The organism is Nocardiopsis valliformis DSM 45023, from assembly GCF_000340985.1.
Classification (GTDB): Bacteria; Actinomycetota; Actinomycetes; order Streptosporangiales; family Streptosporangiaceae; genus Nocardiopsis; species Nocardiopsis exhalans.
This window is the reverse complement of the sequence record NZ_ANAZ01000020.1, coordinates 13,759-29,731: the sequence shown is the minus strand read 5'-3', so window position 1 is coordinate 29,731 and position 15,973 is coordinate 13,759. Positions and strand designations below refer to the sequence as shown.

Below are 15,973 nucleotides of genomic sequence, written 5' to 3'. Positions count from 1 at the left end.
GGGATAAGATCGTTCCGTGTCTTATCGGTGGCTGTCGTGGCTTTCCCCCTCCCGGCGCCCCACGTCTTCGGAACGCCGGGCGCGTGTCGAGTTGATGCGCCAGGTCCACGCCCTGGGTGTCGACCTCCGGGACGGTCTGCACGGGCGCGGGGTGCACTCCGCCGCCCGGCGGCTACGCAAGGTCCTGGCCGTGGACGGGGTGCTCCTCGCCGACCTCGACGGACCGGTCACCTCCCACGGGAAGTGCCCGGAGTCCGCCGAGGTCGAAGGGTTGCTCTCCCAGGTCTTCGAGTACGGCGGCGGCGCCCGCTCCCGTCTGTCCGACGGCTCCTCGGTGTGCGCCGTACCACTGACCGTCGCCGACGAGCTCTCTGGTGCCCTGGTCGCCTCGGGCGACCCAGTGGAGGCGGACGTGGAGGCGGCCGCGGCGCTGGTCTCGGACTCCCTGGACCACGCGGCGCTGCGCCGGGCGCGCGCCCGGATCGCCGCCGCGGACCTGCGCACCCTGCGCGCCCAGATCTCCCCACACTTCGTGCACAACGCGCTCGCGGTGATCGCCGCCCTGGTGCGCACCGACCCGGACCGGGCCCGCCACCTGCTGTCGGACTTCGCCGACTACCTGCGGTACGGGTTCTCGGACAAGGGCGACTACGCGACGGTCTCCGACGAGCTGGAGGCCACCCAGACCTACCTCGAACTCCAGCGGGCCCGCTTCCACGACCGCCTGGACATCACCGTGCGCATGGCTCCCGAGGTGCTGCCGGTGGCCATCCCCTTCCTGGTGGTACAGCCGATCGTGGAGAACGCCATCCGGCACGGGCTGGAGCGCAAGGAGGGGACCGGGCACATCAGTGTGTCCGGCTTCGGCGAGGGTCCGCTGTGCGTGATCGAGATCGAGGACGACGGGGTGGGTATGCACCCGGAGCTGGCCCGCGCCCTTCTGGCGGGCACCGGGCCGGAGTCGCGCAGCGTCGGCCTGGCCAACGTCGACCAGCGGCTGCGGGCGGTCTACGGGCCGGAGTACGGTCTGGTGATCGAGACCGCGCTGGGAGAAGGAACGAAGGTGACCGTGCGCGTACCGAGGTTCGCACCGGGGGTGGTGGTTCGATGAGGCCCGAACTCCGTGTGCTGGTGGTGGAGGACGAGACCTCCACCCGCCAGGAGATGGCCTCCCTGCTGGGCGACATGCCCGAGGTGGCGGAGGTCCTGGTCGCGGACAACGGCGCCACCGCCGTGCGGCTGCTGGGCACCACCAGCATCGACGCCGCCTTCCTCGACATCCTCATGCCCGGCCTGGACGGCATGGACGTGGCCCGGGTGTTGAGCGTGATGTCCGAGCCGCCATCGATCGTGTTCGTGACCGCCTCCGAAGCGCACGCCGTGGAGGCCTTCGGGATCGGGGCCGTCGACTACCTGCTCAAACCGATCCGCCCGGAGCGGCTGGCCGAGGCGGTGGGGCGGATCGCCCAGCTGCGCAGGCCCAGCGGTTCGGCCTCCCCGGCCGAGGACCTGCACGTGGTGCAGATCGACACCGGGCGGCGCACGGTGTTCGTCAAGCGCGACGACGTGCAGTTCGTGGAGGCCCAGGGCGACTACGTGCGCCTGCACACCGCCGAGGGCACCCACCTGATCCGGCTGTCGCTGTCGTACCTGGAGGAGGTCTGGGCCTCGGCCGGGTTCATCCGGGTGCACCGCGGTTTCCTGATCGCCATCCCGTGGGTGCGGGACCTGCGGGTGACCTCGTCCTCGGGGCTGGTGGCCGGGACGCCCGCCGGTGACGTGCCGGTGAGCCGCAGGCACGGCCGCCACCTGCGCGAACAGCTCCTGGAAGCGGCCAAACGGGACCAGCTGGGCCGCTCCACCCGCCCGCCCGGGACGGCCAAGGAGCAGCCGTGACCGGGGAACGGGGGCAGTCTTGAGCCCGCGCCGGGAGAAGCTGACCAGCCCGCAGACCCGGATCGCCCTGGCCCGGGGCAACCGGCCCGCGCACCACCTGCTGCCGGTCCCCGGACCGGTGGACACCGAGGCGGCGCGGCGGCTTTTCCAGTCCCAACGGAGCACCGCCGTGCGCACGGTCGTGCTGCTGGCGGTACTGCTCTTCGGGCTGAGCGGGTCCTTCGCGCTCTTCCCGGTCCTGGGCGAGATCCGGCTGGCCGAGGTGCCGATCTCGTGGCTGCTGCTGACCGTGGGGATCTACCCGGCGCTGTTCGGGCTGGCGCTGTGGCACGTGCGCGCGGCCGAACGCCTGGAGGACGAAGCCGAGGACCGGGCCTCTCATCGCGACGGTGACCACGACGACAGCCGAGGCGGCACCACCGACGAACCCGACGGGACACCATGACCGCGGCCGTACTGGCGATCGGTCTGGTCCTGGCCACCAGCCTGTTCATCGGCGTCTACGGGGTGCGGGCGGCCCGCTCCACCTCCGACTTCCTGGTGGCCTCGCACCAGGTCTCGCCCAACTGGAACGCGCTGGCGATCGCCGGTGAGTACCTGTCGGCCGCCTCGGTCCTGGGCCTGGCCGGGCTGCTGCTCAAGAACGGCCTGGGCACCATGTGGTACGCGGTGGGCTTCACCGCGGGCTACGTCGCCGTGGTCGCCCTGGTGGCGGGGCCCATGCGGCGGTCGGGGGCGTTCACCGTTCCCGACTTCGCCGAGTACCGGCTGGGCGCGCCCCGGCTGCGCAAGCTCTGCGGCTGCGTGGTCCTGGTGATCATGCTGCTGTACCTGGTGCCGCAGTTCAAGGGCGCCGGGGTAGTGCTGAGCCTGGTCAGCGGAACCCCCTACTGGGTGGGCGTGCTGCTGGCGGGGCTGGTGGTGAGCGGCTCCATCGCGGCGGGCGGGATGCGCTCGGCCACCTACGTGCAGGCCTTCCACTACATCATCAAGCTGGCCTTCCTGGCCGTGCCCGCGATCTACCTCGTGGTGCACGCGGGCGCCGAGACCCGTGCCGAGGCGCTGCACCCGGAGTGGGGAACCTCCTTCCCCGAGACCACGGCGGTGGAGTTCACCGTGGGCACGGACTTCAGCCTGAACGAGCCGGTGACCGTGGTCACCGCCGAGGGCGAGGAGCTGGAACTGGCCGCCGGGGACCACTCGGCAGCTCAGGGCACGGAGTACGTGTTCCCGGAGGGCGCCACCATCCCGCACCCGGCGGGCCTGCCGGAGCTGGGCAGCGAGCGGTGGAGCACCCCGCTGCTGGACGTGGGCGGCTACCCGCTGTTCGAGACCTGGTCGACGCTGCTGGCCATCACGCTCGGTTGCATGGGCCTGCCGCACGTCATCATGCGCTTCCACACCAGTCCGAGCGCGCGGATCGCCCGCCGGGTGGCGGTGGGCGTGATCGCCCTGCTGGGGCTGTTCTACCTGTTCCCCACGGTCTACGGGCTGCTGGGCCGGGTGCTCACCCCGCAGCTGGTGATGCTCCAGGGCACCGACACCGTCGCGGTGGTCCTGCCCGCACAGGCCGTACCGGGTTCGGCGGGTACGATCCTGACCGCGCTGGTCGCGGCGGGGGCCTTCGGCGCGTTCCTGTCCACGTCCTCCGGGCTGCTGCTGGCCCTGGCCGGCGGCCTGTCCCACGACCTGTTCCAGGGCAGTGTGCCCCGGCTGCGGCTGGCCGTGGCAGTCGGCGCCTGCGTGGCGGTGCTGCTGGCGCTGCCCGCGCAGAGGATCGACATCAACGTGCTGGTGGTGTGGGCGTTCACGGTGGCGGCCTCGACCTTCTGCCCGCTGCTGGTGCTGGGCATCTGGTGGCGGCGCCTCACCCTGCCGGGGGCGGCCGCGGGGCTGATCGTGGGCGGGGTGACCGCGACCGGGGCGGTCGGCTGGTCGATTCTGTTCGCCACCCCCCAGGGCTGGCTGACCGTGCTGCTGGCCCAACCCGCCGCCTGGACCATCCCGCTGGCCTTCCTGACGATGACGGCGGTCTCCCGCTTCACCCGCCCCCCGGAGTGGGCCGAGCACGCGGTACTGCGCCTGCACTCCCCCTAATCCGACCGAGGACTGACCGCTCTCCGAGTAGGCCCAGGCCACTCGTGCCCGAGCGCTCAGGGGCGCCGCCCACGCGGGACCAAAGGCCTTGGGGCGCCAGGTGACCGGTTGGTACGTTCACAGCGCCCCAGGCCGAACCCTCACCGGAGGACAAGATGACCCCCATCTCCCGTCGCGCGAAATTCACGTCCAGGATCACAGCCACGACCGCGTTGGCCGCCTGCCTCGCACTTCTCCTCCCCGGCACCGCCTTCGCCGAGATGGGACAGGTCCGCACCGAGAGCCGGGAGGTCATCATCACCGAGGAGGGTGTCTACGAGGTCGGCGAGGACGTGGAGAGCCTGGAGGTCTTCCTGGAGGAGAACCCCGAGTACGCCCCCGCGGTGGAGGACCCCGACGGCATCAGCACGCTGGCGAACACCTCACTGCCCCTCACCCACGGCACGCTGACCACGAGCACCACCAACTGCAACAGTGCCACGGTCCGCTACAGCAAGACCAGCGGTTCACGGCTCACCATCCGGTTCTCCATCGCCCAGGTCGGTCGCCTCACCCAGACCGGCGGCATCATGAGCATCGTCGCGGGCCAGTCCCGTAGCTACTCGGTCAGTCTCCGCCCCATCGGCAACGTTCAGGGCCGCATGTACGTCACCCAGCAGGGCACCACCTTCACGAACAACTACATCAGCTGCCGGTAGCTCCCCGGACCGCAGTACAGGGAAGGCGTGAACAGCTCGCCGTCCGCGCCTCCCCGTCTCTCCCTGTTCAGCTCCGCGTCGCCAGTCTCATCGCCGCCAACCGGTTGAGTGAGACGTTCTGCTCCGCCGCCTCGATCACGAGCTGCCGGTGCAGTTCCGGGGGAACACGGACCTGGAACTTCCCCGAGTAGGTGCGCTCCCCGATCGGCAGTGGTGGCTCTTCACCTGTGGCGACCATGTCCTCCACCGTGTCGGCCGCGAGCTGACGAATACCTTCGAATGCTTCCGAGCTCTCCGAAGCGACCCAGGACAGGGACGGAAACTCGGCAACGGTTCCGACATAGGCCTCGTCCTCCGCCGACCACTGGACACGGTAGGCATAGTGTTCCGCACCGTTCACCGTTCCTCCTCCAGTTTCTCGATCGCAGCGAGGACCTGTCTCACCTGGTAGGCCTTTGCCTTTCCGTGATCATTTTGAATATTCACCCGCGGGTCCCCTGACCAGGGCATCCTGTAAACCTGGTGCGAGGTACCGCTCTGTCGGGGCGGACCGAAGTATTGCTCGCACACCTTCGCCAGGTCCGCGAACCGAACCGACTTCGGCTGATCCCGCATGCGCATGAGGATCTTCTCGATGCTGGCCATAGGCGGAAAGTATCACTATTGATACTACCCCACGGGCTACTCTCCGAATCGACAGGCCTGGGAACGGGTCGATTCCGCACCTGGGAACCGCACACACCCCTACGATCACCATGTGAACATTCCACACCACGAGGAGTCACCACCCTGCCTCTCGGCTCGGCGCCCACCGCCGTTCCGGAACCGGCGCGTGCGGAAGGGGGCTTCCGTCCTCTTCTCGGCGGTGGCGGCGAGTGCGCTCATGCTCGCCTGCGGGTCCGCTCCGGCGTTCGGCCGGCAGACGGAACCCAGGGTGGAGGTGGGGCCGTCGGGGGTGTACGTCGATGACGGGGTCAACCAGGTGGCCGTGAACCCCGGAGGGACCCGGGTGGACACCCCCGGCGCGCACGTCGACGTCCGGCCCCGGTCGCACGTCCTGGTGTGCGCCAACGGGGTTCGGGTGGTCGTGCACGCAGGGCAGGCGCCGAACTGCCCCCAGCCGCCACCGGCACCGCCCGCTCCCGAGCTGCCCGCTCCAGCACCGCCCGTCCCGGAGCCGCCGGCCCGGGTGGACACGGCGCCGCCGCAGAGCCAGGAGGCGCCCCCGGCGGCCCCGATCGAGCCCGCGCCGATCGAGCCCGAAGCCGGCCCCGTGCCCGAACGCGCTCCGGCCGAACCGGAACCGGAGGTCGCCCCGGAGCTGCCCGAGTCCGCGCCGGAGACCTCACCGGCGCCGCCAGAGGCCCTGGCCCCCGAGCCAGCCTCCGAACCGGCCGCCGCCCCCTTGGCCGCCGTGCAGCAGGAACTCCTGGTGGACGCCGCTGTGCCTGCTCCGGCCGAGTCCGCTTCGGCGTTCACCCCGATGCGCACGATGGCGGTGGTCGCGATCGTCGCCGCCGGTGCCGCCAGCGGTGCGAGCCGCGCGGTGGCCGCCCGCACCTCCGAGTAGCGCTGGGCCCGGCCACGGTGCCCGTCCCCTCCGTTTTCAGGGGGCGGGCACCGCCGGCCGGCCCCGGCTAGGGGCGTTCCAGGGTCAGGTCCGCTCGGTCGAAGCCGACCACCGCCTCCTCCATCACCTCGGAGTCATTGGCCAGGACACCGCTGTACGGGTTCCCCATGAAGAACAGCATCACGATCGTGCCGAAGACGAACGCCAGGTTCACCCCGGCCCAGAAGTAGGCGGTCCTGGCCCCCGACCTGATCATGGCGAACGGAAGAACTGCGACGACCAGTGCCGACAGTGCCGAAACCGCCAGCAGGGCCGGGGGGATCTGGTTCTCAGCGGCGTCGGCGCGTTGGTTGCGTGCGTCGCTGAGCTTGGTGACCTCCTGGCGAGCGGTCAGTCGGTCCAGACCGTCTCCGGTATCGGAGACCGACAGGACGCGCACCGAAGCCGCGAGGGCCGCGAGGTCGTCGTCACCGACGCGGCTGAGCTCCCCCTGGGTCTCCATGAGCGGCCAGTCGTCCTCGAGGACCGTCTCCAAGTAGGTGCGCAGGTGGCCGCGCACGGTCTCGCCCTCCTCGCCCGGAAATGCGGTGCTGCTCCAGTACAGGGCCTGGGCCGCACCGGCCTCGGCGATCATTTCGTCCTCGGCGGTCTTGTACTCCTCCCATCCGATGACCACGGACATCGCCGCGGCCACGAGGTACAGCGACAGCACGCAGGGGGCGATGATGACGCCCACCGCTCCGCCGGAGAAGTCGTCGGTGATCCGGAAGCGCCGGGCGGCCAGCACCGCCCCACCGACCATGGCGGCCAGGACGGCGAGGACGACGAACAGCGTGAACATGAGTTTTCCCAGTTGGTCTCGGCAGGAGGACGGATCATCCTTAGCACGGGACACAGCGCCATTCCGGGGAAAAGGGGAAAGCTTCACCTGGACGTTCCCACGCCCGGTCGTCATCTTTCCGCAGATATCCTGACCTGCCCGGACACACTTCTCGGCCGAGCCGCCGCAGCAGGCCGAACGGATGGCGGCCGCCGCCCCGGGAGGGTCCGGGTCGGCGGCCTTCCGCACGGGCAGGGCCCGGGCACGTTTTCCGATGCTGTTGGCGAATCAGCAGCGTTGGGGCCCGGAGAAGCTGAGAGGCTGACATGGGGAGGCTTCTCTGTGTCAGGCTCGGGCAGGGCATCCGGGGTGGGGCCTGGGACCTGCGACCTGCAGTTCGAGTTGCGGTTCCCCCGTTTCCCGCCGCTTGATGGTTGCCGTCTCCGCTGCGCGCCTCAAGGTCGTCGCCGTCGCGGCTTCGCCGGATCGGGGCGCTCCACCTTGACCCGCTTCGCTGCGACGGCGGTTGGCGGCTATCGGGAAACGGGGGAACCGCAACCCGAACCCGAACCGCAGGCCCAGGCCGCACACAGACCCCACCCCGGAATTAACCAACAGCATCACGTTTTCCGCCCAGGCCCGCGAGTCAGTTCTGCACGAACACCGCGACCGTGCGCGGCGGAACCGTCAAGGTTCCGGTGTCCGGGATAAAGGATGAACCCCGCACGATTTCGTCGCCGGACTGCGCCTGGACCGGGTGCAGGGCGACGTCGCCGTCGACCAGTGCGTCCACGCCTTGTTCGACAGCGTCCGGGGTCGCGTTGAACACGACCGTCACCGACGACCACTCGCCGTCCAGGCCCCGGGTGTCCACGTGCATCGTGACGACGCCGGGCAGCTCGTCGGCTCCGCTGGTCGGGAAGGACACGCGGGCCTGGACCTCCTCGGCCGTGCCCAGGGAGAACGCCGGAGTGGACGCCCGGACGCGCATCATCTCGCCGAAGCGCTCCCGGCTCTCCTCGATCGCGGAGCAGTCGGCGACCAGCCCCGGGTCGGCGAGCAAGGGCCGGGCATAGTCCCATTTGTCTTCGTTGTCCCAGGCCGGGGGCAGGCCGACGCCGAAGTTGTTGCCCTGGGCGCAGTCCCAGTTCAGCCGGTTGAACCAGTCGCCCGAATCGTAGGAGTTGCGGTCCAACGACTTCGAGCGCAACCGCTCGCTGCCCGCGTGCACGAACACCGTGCCCTGACCGAACACCGCCGTGCCCAGGGAGAGCGCCTGCATCCGCACCCGATCGTCCATCGGGGTGTCCTGGGGAAGCTTGTAGGCGAGTGCGTCGTAGAGGGTCTCGTTGTCGTGCGCGTCCACGTAGGTGACGGCTTCCCCCGGGGCGAGGTTGTACCCGGCGGGGGCTCCGTTGTAGTCCACCTCGCCGCCGGTCACCTGCCGGCCGGAGGAGTCCGTGAACCGGTAGTCGCGCAGATTGCCCGTCAGCCCCACCTTGACGAGGTCCTGGTAACCGAGCAGCCGCGCGAGCTGCTCCTCCTCGGTGCCGTTGGCGGGCGAGCCGTTGGGGTCGGTGTACAGACCGGAGCCGAAGCCCTGTACGCGGGGGTCCTCGTCGAAGGGCCCGCCGCCGCGTACCCCGTCACGGAGCCGGTCGTTGAACGTGCCGACTCCGGTACCGGCCATGTTGGTCTGGGTGGCCTGTTCGAAGCGGGTGTCGTCAGCGACCTCGCCGAAGTTCCACCCCTCGCCGTAGAGCAGGATCGACGCGCCGTCGACCCCGTCCTCCTCAAGCGTGAGCTCGTCCAGTGCGGCACGCACGTCCAGGATGTTCTGCTTGGGGTGGTGGCCCATGAGGTCGAAGCGGAAACCGTCGACCTTGTGGTCGCGCGCCCAGGTGGTCACGGAGTCCACGACGAGCTTGCCCATCATGAGGTGCTCGGGTGCGGTATTGGGGCAGCAGGTGGAGGTGGCCACGCCGCCGTCGGCCTCCAGGCGGTGGTAGTAGCCGGGCACGATCCGGTCCAGGACCGACTGTTCGTCCTGCCCGGCCTGGTGGGTGTGGTTGTAGACCACGTCCATGACCACGCGCAGCCCGGTGCCGTTGAGGGCCGCCACCATCCGGCGGAACTCGGTGAGGCGCGCCGCACCGTCGGGTTCGGTGGCATAGGAGCCCTCGGGCACCGTGTAGTGGTACGGGTCGTAGCCCCAGTTGAAGGCGTCCTCGCCGCGGATCTCGGCGATGCAGGCTTGCTGCTCCTCGGAGTCGGAGGCGAACGAGTCCAGGTCGCAGGGGGGTTCGGCACGGTCGGCCGGGTCCTCGGGGACCGAGCCGATGTCGAAGACGGGCAGCAGGTGAACGTAGTCGACTCCGTCATCGGCCAGGTCGGCGAGCTCGCGCATCCCGGTGGAGCCGGACTCGGTGAAGGCCGCGAAGGTGCCGCGCAGTTCGGCCGGCACTGTCGGGTCGGAGACGGAGTGGTCGCGCACGTGCAGTTCGTACACCGCGGCCGCATGCGAGGGCACGGCCTCGGGTTTGGCCAGATCGGACCAGCCCTGCGGGGCCAGGTCCGGGTCGGTGAGGTCGACCAGGTGGGAGCGGGTGGAACCGGTGGACAGCGAGACGCTGTAGGGGTCGGTGACCCGGTTGTCCACCACGGCGCCGCGGCCCTCGTCCGCGGAGGGGGAGAACACCCGCACGTCGAACGTGTAGTAGCGCCCCGACCAGCTGACCGGGCCCTTGACCGACCACACACCGGTCCGGTGGTCCTGGCGCATGCGCACGGTGCGCGGGTTGTCGGTGGTGGAGTCGTCGTAGAGCTCCAGGCTCACGGACTGGGCAGTCGGCGCCCACAGGGACACCGTGGGACGGCCCCGGGAGTCCCAGACCGCACCGAGTTCGGTCTCTGCCGCGGCCGCGTAGACGTCGTCGAGCACGCCGGGGATCTGGACCCCGGTCGCGGCGGTGACGGCGCCCTCGCCGTCACGCTCCACGACGGCGAGCTGTCCGGTGAGGGCCGAGCGCAGCAGCGGAAGGCTGACCCCGTCGACGGTCAGGGCGGACAGGTCGGCCAGGTGGGGCCAGGCTTCTCGCTGCTCGTCGGTGGGGCCGTCGGGGGCGGGGACCAGGTCCAGGGTCTGGTGGGTTCCGCCGAGCACGCCCTCGGAGAGGTCGAGGTCCCCCTCGGCGGAGGAGACCAGGGCGTAAGTGTGCTCCGTATCGGCCTCGGCGGGCCAGAGCACAGTGGTCCGGTCGATCCAGTGGGCGCGCTGCGCGGTGAGGTCCACGCCCACAGTCTGCCCTGCGGGTTCGGTGAGGGCCGGGATAGCGGACGCGCTCGCCGAGGCGCCGAACAGCACGGGGAACGCGAGGGCCGTGGCGGCGAGGACGGAGGCGGCGGTACGTACCGCGCGTGCGGCGGGAGGGGCGCTGTCGGGGCTGTGTCCGGCGCGGGGGCGCTCGGACCGGTGGTGCGGGGGTCTCATAGGGGGTGCCCGGTCCTCTCGGAGAAGGAGGTGTCCCCGGCAAGCTAATGAGACCTGACTCACTCCTGCAAGAGTTTCCGTCATTTTTCTGAAAACTTGCACGCTGGAAGCAGCATGGTGGAAGGCAATCCCGGATCGGCCCTGGAGATACCGGTGGCCCGGTACCCGGGCACGACAAAGGGGGTGCGGCACCGTGGTGCTCGCACCCCCTCGGGTGTCAGCCGTCCCCCTGCGCGGAAAAGGTGGGGACGACCGGAACGGCTACTCCGCCGGAGGTTACTTCTCCAGGCGGTTCAGCAGCGCGTGGTACTCGTCCCAGAGCTCGCTGGGCAGGTTGTCACCGAAGGTCTTGAAGAACTCGGGGACCAGGGCGGCCTCCTGCTTCCAGATGTCGGTGTCCACGTCGAGGACGAACTCCATGTCCTCGGCGGAGATGTCCAGGCCCTCGGTGTCGATGCCGTCGGCGGTCGGCAGGTAGCCGATGGGGGTCTCCACCGCGGTGGCCTCACCCTCCAGGCGGTCGACGATCCACTTGATGACGCGGCTGTTCTCACCGAAGCCGGGCCACACGATCTGGCCGTCGGCGTTCTTCTTGAACCAGTTGACGTAGAAGATCTTCGGCAGCTTGGTCTCGTCGGCCTGCTTGCCGAGCTTGACCCAGTGGGCGAAGTAGTCGCCCATGTTGTAGCCGCAGAAGGGCAGCATCGCGAACGGGTCGCGACGCAGCTCGCCGACCGAGCCCTCCTGGGCGGCGGTCTTCTCGGAGGAGACGTTGGCGCCCAGGTAGACGCCGTGCTGCCAGCTGAAGGACTCCGATACCAGCGGCACCGCGGTGGCGCGGCGGCCGCCGAAGAGGATCGCGGAGATCGGGACGCCCGCGGGGTCCTCCCACTCGTCGGCGATGGTCGGCGCCTGGCCGGCCGGGGTGGTGAAGCGGGAGTTCGGGTGCGCGGCGGGCTCACCAGACTCGGGGGTCCAGGGGCGGCCCTTCCAGTCGGTGAGGTTGGCGGGCGCCTCCTCGGTGAGGCCCTCCCACCAGACGTCGCCGTCCTCGGTGAGCGCGACGTTGGTGAAGATGCTGTTGCCCCAGAGGGTCTCCACCGCGTTGGCGTTGGTCTTGGCGCCGGTGCCGGGGGCGACACCGAAGAAACCGGCCTCGGGGTTGATGGCGCGCAGCTGGCCGTCGGCGTCGAAGCGCATCCAGGCGATGTCGTCGCCGACGGTCTCGACCTTCCAGCCGGGGATGGTCGGCTGGAGCATGGCCAGGTTGGTCTTGCCGCAGGCGCTCGGGAAGGCGGCGGCGACGTAATGGGCCTTGCCCGCGGGCGAGGTCACCTTGAGGATGAGCATGTGCTCGGCCAGCCAGCCCTCGTCGCGGGCCATCACCGAGGCGATGCGCAGCGCGTAGCACTTCTTGCCGAGCAGGGCGTTGCCGCCGTAGCCGGAGCCGTAGGACCAGATCTCGCGGGTCTCGGGGAAGTGCGAGATGTACTTGGTGGAGTTGCAGGGCCAGGCGACGTCCTGCTGGCCGGGCTCCAGGGGGGCGCCGACGGAGTGGACGGCCTTGACGAACTCGCCGCGCTCCTCGATCAGGCGCAGGGCGGCCGAGCCCATGCGGGCCATGATGCGCATGGAGACGACGACGTAGGCGGAGTCAGTGATCTCGACACCGAGCTGGGAGATGTCGCCGCCCAGCGGGCCCATGCAGAAGGGCACGACGTACATGGTGCGGCCGCGCATGGAGCCCTTGAAGACCTCGCCGAAGGTGGCGCGCATCTCGTCGGGGGCGATCCAGTTGTTGGTGGGTCCGGCGTCCTCTTCACGCTCAGAGCAGATGAAGGTGCGGTCCTCGACCCGGGCGACGTCCGTCGGGTCCGATGTGCAGTAGAAGCTGTTCGGGCGCTTCTCGGAGTTGAGGCGGGTGAAGGTGCCCTGCGCGACGAGCTCGTCGGTCAGGCGGGTCCACTCCTCCTCGGAACCGTCGCACCAGACGACCTCGTCCGGCTGGGTGAGCTCCGCGACCTCACGAACCCAGGAGATGAGCTCCTCGTTGTTGGTCGGGGCGGCGCCCACGTCAGTACCCACGTCAGCAGTCACAACGGCTCCTCTTCGAATGACGAGATCCCTCGAATCATGAACGACGAGTGCCGAAACTGACCAATTGGTCTAGGCCAGTGGTCTAGACGCGTGCCGCTGGAGAGCATGATTCCGCTGCACAGCAGGGGATTCAGGTGGTTCACCAACGTGCCGAAACGTACCTGGAGGGGACGTGTTCCACCACTGTTCGGAGCCACTTTCCCCTGCACCGCAGGCAAGTGCCTCACCAGCCCCAACACGCGGTGCTGTTCGTCACACAACAGTCACAGCGTGCCGGGGCCGGCGGATTAGACCTCTGCCGGGGCACGGGTCAACGCCCTGCGGATTCGCCAGCGGTTCGGATAGCGGTTCGGACCGTGCTTCAGGAGTGGTGAGGCCAGGGCTTCAGGCCGCCTCAGCAGTCCTGTCCGCTGTTGATGCACTCGACCATCCGGCCCATGAGGTCGGCCGGCATCACGTTGATGTGGTCGGAGTGGTCCGTGATGGGCGCCCGGCGCTGCTCCGGGAAGCCGTCGAGGGCGAAGTTGGGGCCGTCGGGCACCTCGTAGACGAGGGTGTGGATCAGCCTGGGGACGGCGGTGAAGCCCTCCGCGCAGGAGCCGTCGTCCTCGGGGAAGACGATGTGCGAGCGGTTGTCCTCGCTCTCGAAGTCACGGCCGTTCCAACAGCTGGGGAACTCCAGGATCCGCACGACGTCGCTGCCCTCGGGGCAGAGCGGGTACCGGTCGCCGAAGGCCCGGTCCTCGAACCCGGTGCAGGTCCACTGGGCGTTGGCGTTGACTCCCTCCGCCGTGGCGGCACGTGCGTTGCCGGTGAAGATCTGGAGGAACTCCGGCATCGCCGCCACCGGCCCCTGGGGATTGCCGACGAACTCGATCCGGACCTGGGAGGGGGTCAGGATCGCGCCGAGGTTGCCGTCGAGCCCGCCACCGGACTGGTCGGCGTCCTCGCCCTCGCCGGTGGTGTCGCGCAGCACCGGCCAGAAGTGCATGGAGCGGTCGCCGTCCGGGCAGGTGGTCTCGCCCTGGAGCAGGATCTGGTTGTTGGTGCCGACGTCCTCGGTGAAGCGCTGGACGTCCTGGTTGCCGACGTAGTCGTGGGTGTGCTGGGCGCCGTGCTCGATTCCGGGGGCGACGATCACGTTCTCGGAGTTGAACAAGCCGTTCTCGTTGCGCCCGCAGTCGACGGTGAAGGTGCCGGTGGAGGCCGCCTCACCGAACCCGGGCCCGGTGTCGCGCAGGGGCGCCTCCTCGATGTCGGCGAAGTCCTCGGGGAAGGGCCCGATGACCAGCTCGTCCTCGTGCTCGCCGTCTCCGTGACCGCCGTGTTCGTCGCCGTCCTCCGGCGCCTCCTCGGCCCCCTCTTCGGGGTTCTCCTCCGTGCCCTCCTCGGCTCCCTCCTCCGGGTTGCCCCGGTCCTTGTGCTTGCCCTTGTCCTTGTCCTTGCGGTGGTCACCCTCCCAGGCACCGACCAGGCTGCCGGTGCCCAGTTCCCCGTTGGCGGCGGTGGCGATGGCGCCACCGCCGAGAACGAGGGCCAGTGCGGCCAGGACGGCGGTGATCTTTCGGGAGCGGGGGCTCGACCGCCCTCGGGGCGGTCGTGTGGGGTGTTCGCGCATGGTTGCGTACGGCTTTCTGTGCGATGGCGACGCGCGGCACCGGCGGGGGCACCGCGGGTCGCGGGACACTGCTGGTGTGCTCCTTTCGGGGGATGCGGGCGGACGGGTGGCACGGGTACCCCGCAGTCGGGGAGACCCCGGCCTCGACGGGACGGGGCCCTGTTCGGTCGGAGCGTCGTCGAGTCAGGGCCGCGGGCGCCGTTCGGGCGGCCGGGGCTCGGGAAGGGACTCGTACTCGACCAGTCCGGTGCTCTCCAGCAGACTGATGTGGCGCATGACCATGAGCATGCAGTGCTGCACGAAGGTCCGGACGAGTTCGTTCCGGGTGCCCGCGCGGACCTCGGCGAGCACTTCGAGGACGTTGCCGTGGGCGTAGCGCAGGCGGTTGGCGAAGGCCCGGTCCCACTCGGCTCCGGAGAGCCCGGACAGCTCGTCCATCCAGCGCTGCTGTTCCCGGTTGGGGGTGCTGGGCAGGCGGACGTCGAGCAATGCGGCGATCTCGCGTACCTGCTCGTCCATGAGCAGGTGGTCCTCGGCCAGGGTCGCGCCCACGTCACGGACCACTTCGCTCTGAGCGCGGTCCACGGCCTGTTGGCCGACGGGGATCTCCCAGAGGCCGGCCTGGCGAACCGCGACCAGCGCGTTGACGTCGGCGGGGCCGAGCGGTCCGTAGTCGGTCTGGGTCCAGTCGTTCCAGAAGATCCCGGAGGCGCTCGTGGCGCCGTTGGGCACGACCATGACCAGGGTCAGCGTGCTGACCAGGACGAAACCGACCACGCCCAGGAGTTCGATCGAGCGGGGAGACCGCCAGCGCAGTCGCTGGCCGAGCGGGGGACGGGGCCGGTCCGGGGCGTCCACGGGTCAGCTCCCGGCGGGGTGCTGCCGGTAGTCGCCGCCTCCGTAGCCGCCCCCCTCGTCGCCGTAGGGGTCGTCGGCGGCCCCTGTGCTTCCGGTTCCTTCGACGCCTCCGGCACCCCCGCCGTCCGCGGGGGCCGAGTACGCGGCTGCGTCGGTGATGATCTGCCCCTGGGGGCCGAGGACGTACCAGGCGCTGCCCACGCCCTGGCCGTTGGTGTCGCCCGGGGCGGCGTCGCCCGTGTAGGTGTACAGGGGCCAGTCGTTGTAGGTGACCTGGGGAGCCCCGTCCTCGCGGGGGATGGAGCCGAGGAGGTCGGCGGACAGCCCTTCGGCGAGTTCCGCGGGGGTGGCGGCGTCCGCGCTCGTGCGCAGCGGAGGCCAGTTGTCGGCGCAGCCGCCGAGGCAGGTGGATTCCGCGGGCGCGTCGTCGGTGAACAGGTACAGAACGTTACCGTCGCCGTCGGTGAGCACCTCTCCAAGAGTGGCGTCATCTGCGGTTTCCAGGGAGGCCTGACCTTTGGCTCCGACTTCGTGATCACCGTGAGATTCCTCGGAACCTACGTCACCGTAACCATTCGATCCGGAGCCACCACCGGCTTCCGCCGTGCTTTCCCATTCACCTTCGGCGCCATTAGAGCATGCGGTGACCAGCAAGAACACAGCCAGTCCAGCCCCAGTGACACTCTTCGAGTAATGGTTCATGACCACACCCAATCAATGCTCAGTTATCCGACCTTTCCCCGAACGTGACCACTCGGAGATAGGGGAGAGTATGCACATGAAAAATCCGCCCCGCAGGGAAACCTCGACATTACTCGTTGGTACTAAG

General features: G+C 69.7%; 14 protein-coding genes. 6 read left to right on the top strand and 8 right to left on the bottom strand.

The annotated features are described in order from the left end of the window. Nucleotides 1-94 precede the first annotated feature (94 nt). The 5 genes from D457_RS0119855 (at nucleotide 95) to D457_RS0119835 (ending at nucleotide 4,691) form a co-directional block, all read left to right on the top strand. Complete coding sequence (locus D457_RS0119855) at nucleotides 95-1,111, top strand: sensor histidine kinase (protein ID WP_017582425.1); 1,017 nt, start codon at nucleotides 95-97, stop codon at nucleotides 1,109-1,111. After that, a complete protein-coding gene (locus tag D457_RS0119850) occupies nucleotides 1,108-1,896 on the top strand; it encodes a LytR/AlgR family response regulator transcription factor (RefSeq protein ID WP_017582424.1) in 789 nt (262 codons plus the stop codon). The genes D457_RS0119855 and D457_RS0119850 overlap by 4 nt, the downstream gene beginning before the upstream one ends. Nucleotides 1,897-1,915: 19 nt before the next feature. After that, entirely contained in the window at nucleotides 1,916-2,341 is a 426-nt protein-coding gene (locus D457_RS36245; protein ID WP_017582423.1) for a hypothetical protein, read from the top strand. Continuing rightward, on the top strand, nucleotides 2,338-3,993 hold the full coding sequence (locus tag D457_RS0119840) for a sodium/solute symporter (RefSeq protein WP_017582422.1): 1,656 nt from the start codon (nucleotides 2,338-2,340) through the stop codon (nucleotides 3,991-3,993). Before D457_RS36245 ends, D457_RS0119840 begins: the two co-directional genes overlap by 4 nt. Before the next feature lie 155 nt (nucleotides 3,994-4,148). Beyond that, on the top strand, nucleotides 4,149-4,691 hold the full coding sequence (locus D457_RS0119835; RefSeq protein WP_017582421.1) for a hypothetical protein: 543 nt from the start codon (nucleotides 4,149-4,151) through the stop codon (nucleotides 4,689-4,691). Between the two features lie 67 nt (nucleotides 4,692-4,758). Here D457_RS0119835 and D457_RS0119830 read toward each other — a convergent pair whose 3' ends face one another. Continuing rightward, complete coding sequence (locus D457_RS0119830; protein ID WP_017582420.1) at nucleotides 4,759-5,091, bottom strand: type II toxin-antitoxin system HicB family antitoxin; 333 nt, start codon at nucleotides 5,089-5,091, stop codon at nucleotides 4,759-4,761. Beyond that, nucleotides 5,088-5,336, bottom strand: a complete 249-nt coding sequence (locus D457_RS0119825; RefSeq protein WP_017582419.1) for a hypothetical protein — start codon at nucleotides 5,334-5,336, stop codon at nucleotides 5,088-5,090. The genes D457_RS0119830 and D457_RS0119825 overlap by 4 nt, the downstream gene beginning before the upstream one ends. A 187-nt stretch (nucleotides 5,337-5,523) precedes the next feature. Here D457_RS0119825 and D457_RS36680 point away from each other — a divergent pair, with 187 nt between their 5' ends. Next, the gene (locus D457_RS36680; protein WP_017582418.1) at nucleotides 5,524-6,261 is read left to right on the top strand and encodes a hypothetical protein; all 738 of its coding nucleotides are present in this window, start codon (nucleotides 5,524-5,526) and stop codon (nucleotides 6,259-6,261) included. Nucleotides 6,262-6,328: 67 nt separating this feature from the next. Here the strand turns inward: D457_RS36680 and D457_RS0119815 are convergent, their stop codons facing one another. From D457_RS0119815 to D457_RS32980, 6 genes are all read right to left on the bottom strand, one after another. After that, nucleotides 6,329-7,102 (bottom strand): bestrophin-like domain, encoded by a 774-nt coding sequence (locus D457_RS0119815; RefSeq protein WP_017582417.1) that lies wholly within the window; start codon nucleotides 7,100-7,102, stop codon nucleotides 6,329-6,331. Between the two features lie 625 nt (nucleotides 7,103-7,727). Next, nucleotides 7,728-10,571 carry a pullulanase-type alpha-1,6-glucosidase gene (gene pulA, locus D457_RS0119810; protein ID WP_017582416.1) on the bottom strand — a complete coding sequence of 948 codons (2,844 nt, stop codon included), beginning with the start codon at nucleotides 10,569-10,571 and terminating at the stop codon, nucleotides 7,728-7,730. Between the two features lie 276 nt (nucleotides 10,572-10,847). Further along, nucleotides 10,848-12,656, bottom strand: coding sequence for a phosphoenolpyruvate carboxykinase (GTP) (locus tag D457_RS0119805; protein ID WP_026116824.1), 1,809 nt, complete (start codon nucleotides 12,654-12,656; stop codon nucleotides 10,848-10,850). 406 nt (nucleotides 12,657-13,062) lie between these two features. Continuing rightward, nucleotides 13,063-14,286: a DUF1996 domain-containing protein gene (locus D457_RS32985; RefSeq protein WP_051072974.1), complete on the bottom strand. Its 1,224-nt coding sequence runs from the start codon at nucleotides 14,284-14,286 to the stop codon at nucleotides 13,063-13,065. A 183-nt stretch (nucleotides 14,287-14,469) separates the two neighbouring features. After that, entirely contained in the window at nucleotides 14,470-15,144 is a 675-nt protein-coding gene (locus tag D457_RS0119795) for a DUF4142 domain-containing protein (protein WP_017582414.1), read from the bottom strand. A gap of 3 nt (nucleotides 15,145-15,147) precedes the next feature. Continuing rightward, nucleotides 15,148-15,846: a COG4315 family predicted lipoprotein gene (locus D457_RS32980; protein ID WP_083926811.1), complete on the bottom strand. Its 699-nt coding sequence runs from the start codon at nucleotides 15,844-15,846 to the stop codon at nucleotides 15,148-15,150. Between the last annotated feature and the right edge of the window lie 127 nt (nucleotides 15,847-15,973).

Excerpts from the sequence above, each read along its gene's own strand:
- D457_RS0119855 (WP_017582425.1), top strand. The coding sequence starts at position 95 with ATGCGCCAGGTCCACGCCCTGGGTGTCGACCTCCGGGACGGTCTGCAC.
- D457_RS0119850 (WP_017582424.1), top strand. The coding sequence starts at position 1,108 with ATGAGGCCCGAACTCCGTGTGCTGGTGGTGGAGGACGAGACCTCCACC.
- D457_RS0119840 (WP_017582422.1), top strand. The coding sequence starts at position 2,338 with ATGACCGCGGCCGTACTGGCGATCGGTCTGGTCCTGGCCACCAGCCTG.
- D457_RS0119835 (WP_017582421.1), top strand. The coding sequence starts at position 4,149 with ATGACCCCCATCTCCCGTCGCGCGAAATTCACGTCCAGGATCACAGCC.
- D457_RS0119825 (WP_017582419.1), bottom strand. The coding sequence starts at position 5,336 with ATGGCCAGCATCGAGAAGATCCTCATGCGCATGCGGGATCAGCCGAAG.
- D457_RS0119815 (WP_017582417.1), bottom strand. The coding sequence starts at position 7,102 with ATGTTCACGCTGTTCGTCGTCCTCGCCGTCCTGGCCGCCATGGTCGGT.
- pulA (WP_017582416.1), bottom strand. The coding sequence starts at position 10,571 with ATGAGACCCCCGCACCACCGGTCCGAGCGCCCCCGCGCCGGACACAGC.
- D457_RS32985 (WP_051072974.1), bottom strand. The coding sequence starts at position 14,286 with ATGCGCGAACACCCCACACGACCGCCCCGAGGGCGGTCGAGCCCCCGC.
- D457_RS32980 (WP_083926811.1), bottom strand. The coding sequence starts at position 15,846 with ATGAACCATTACTCGAAGAGTGTCACTGGGGCTGGACTGGCTGTGTTC.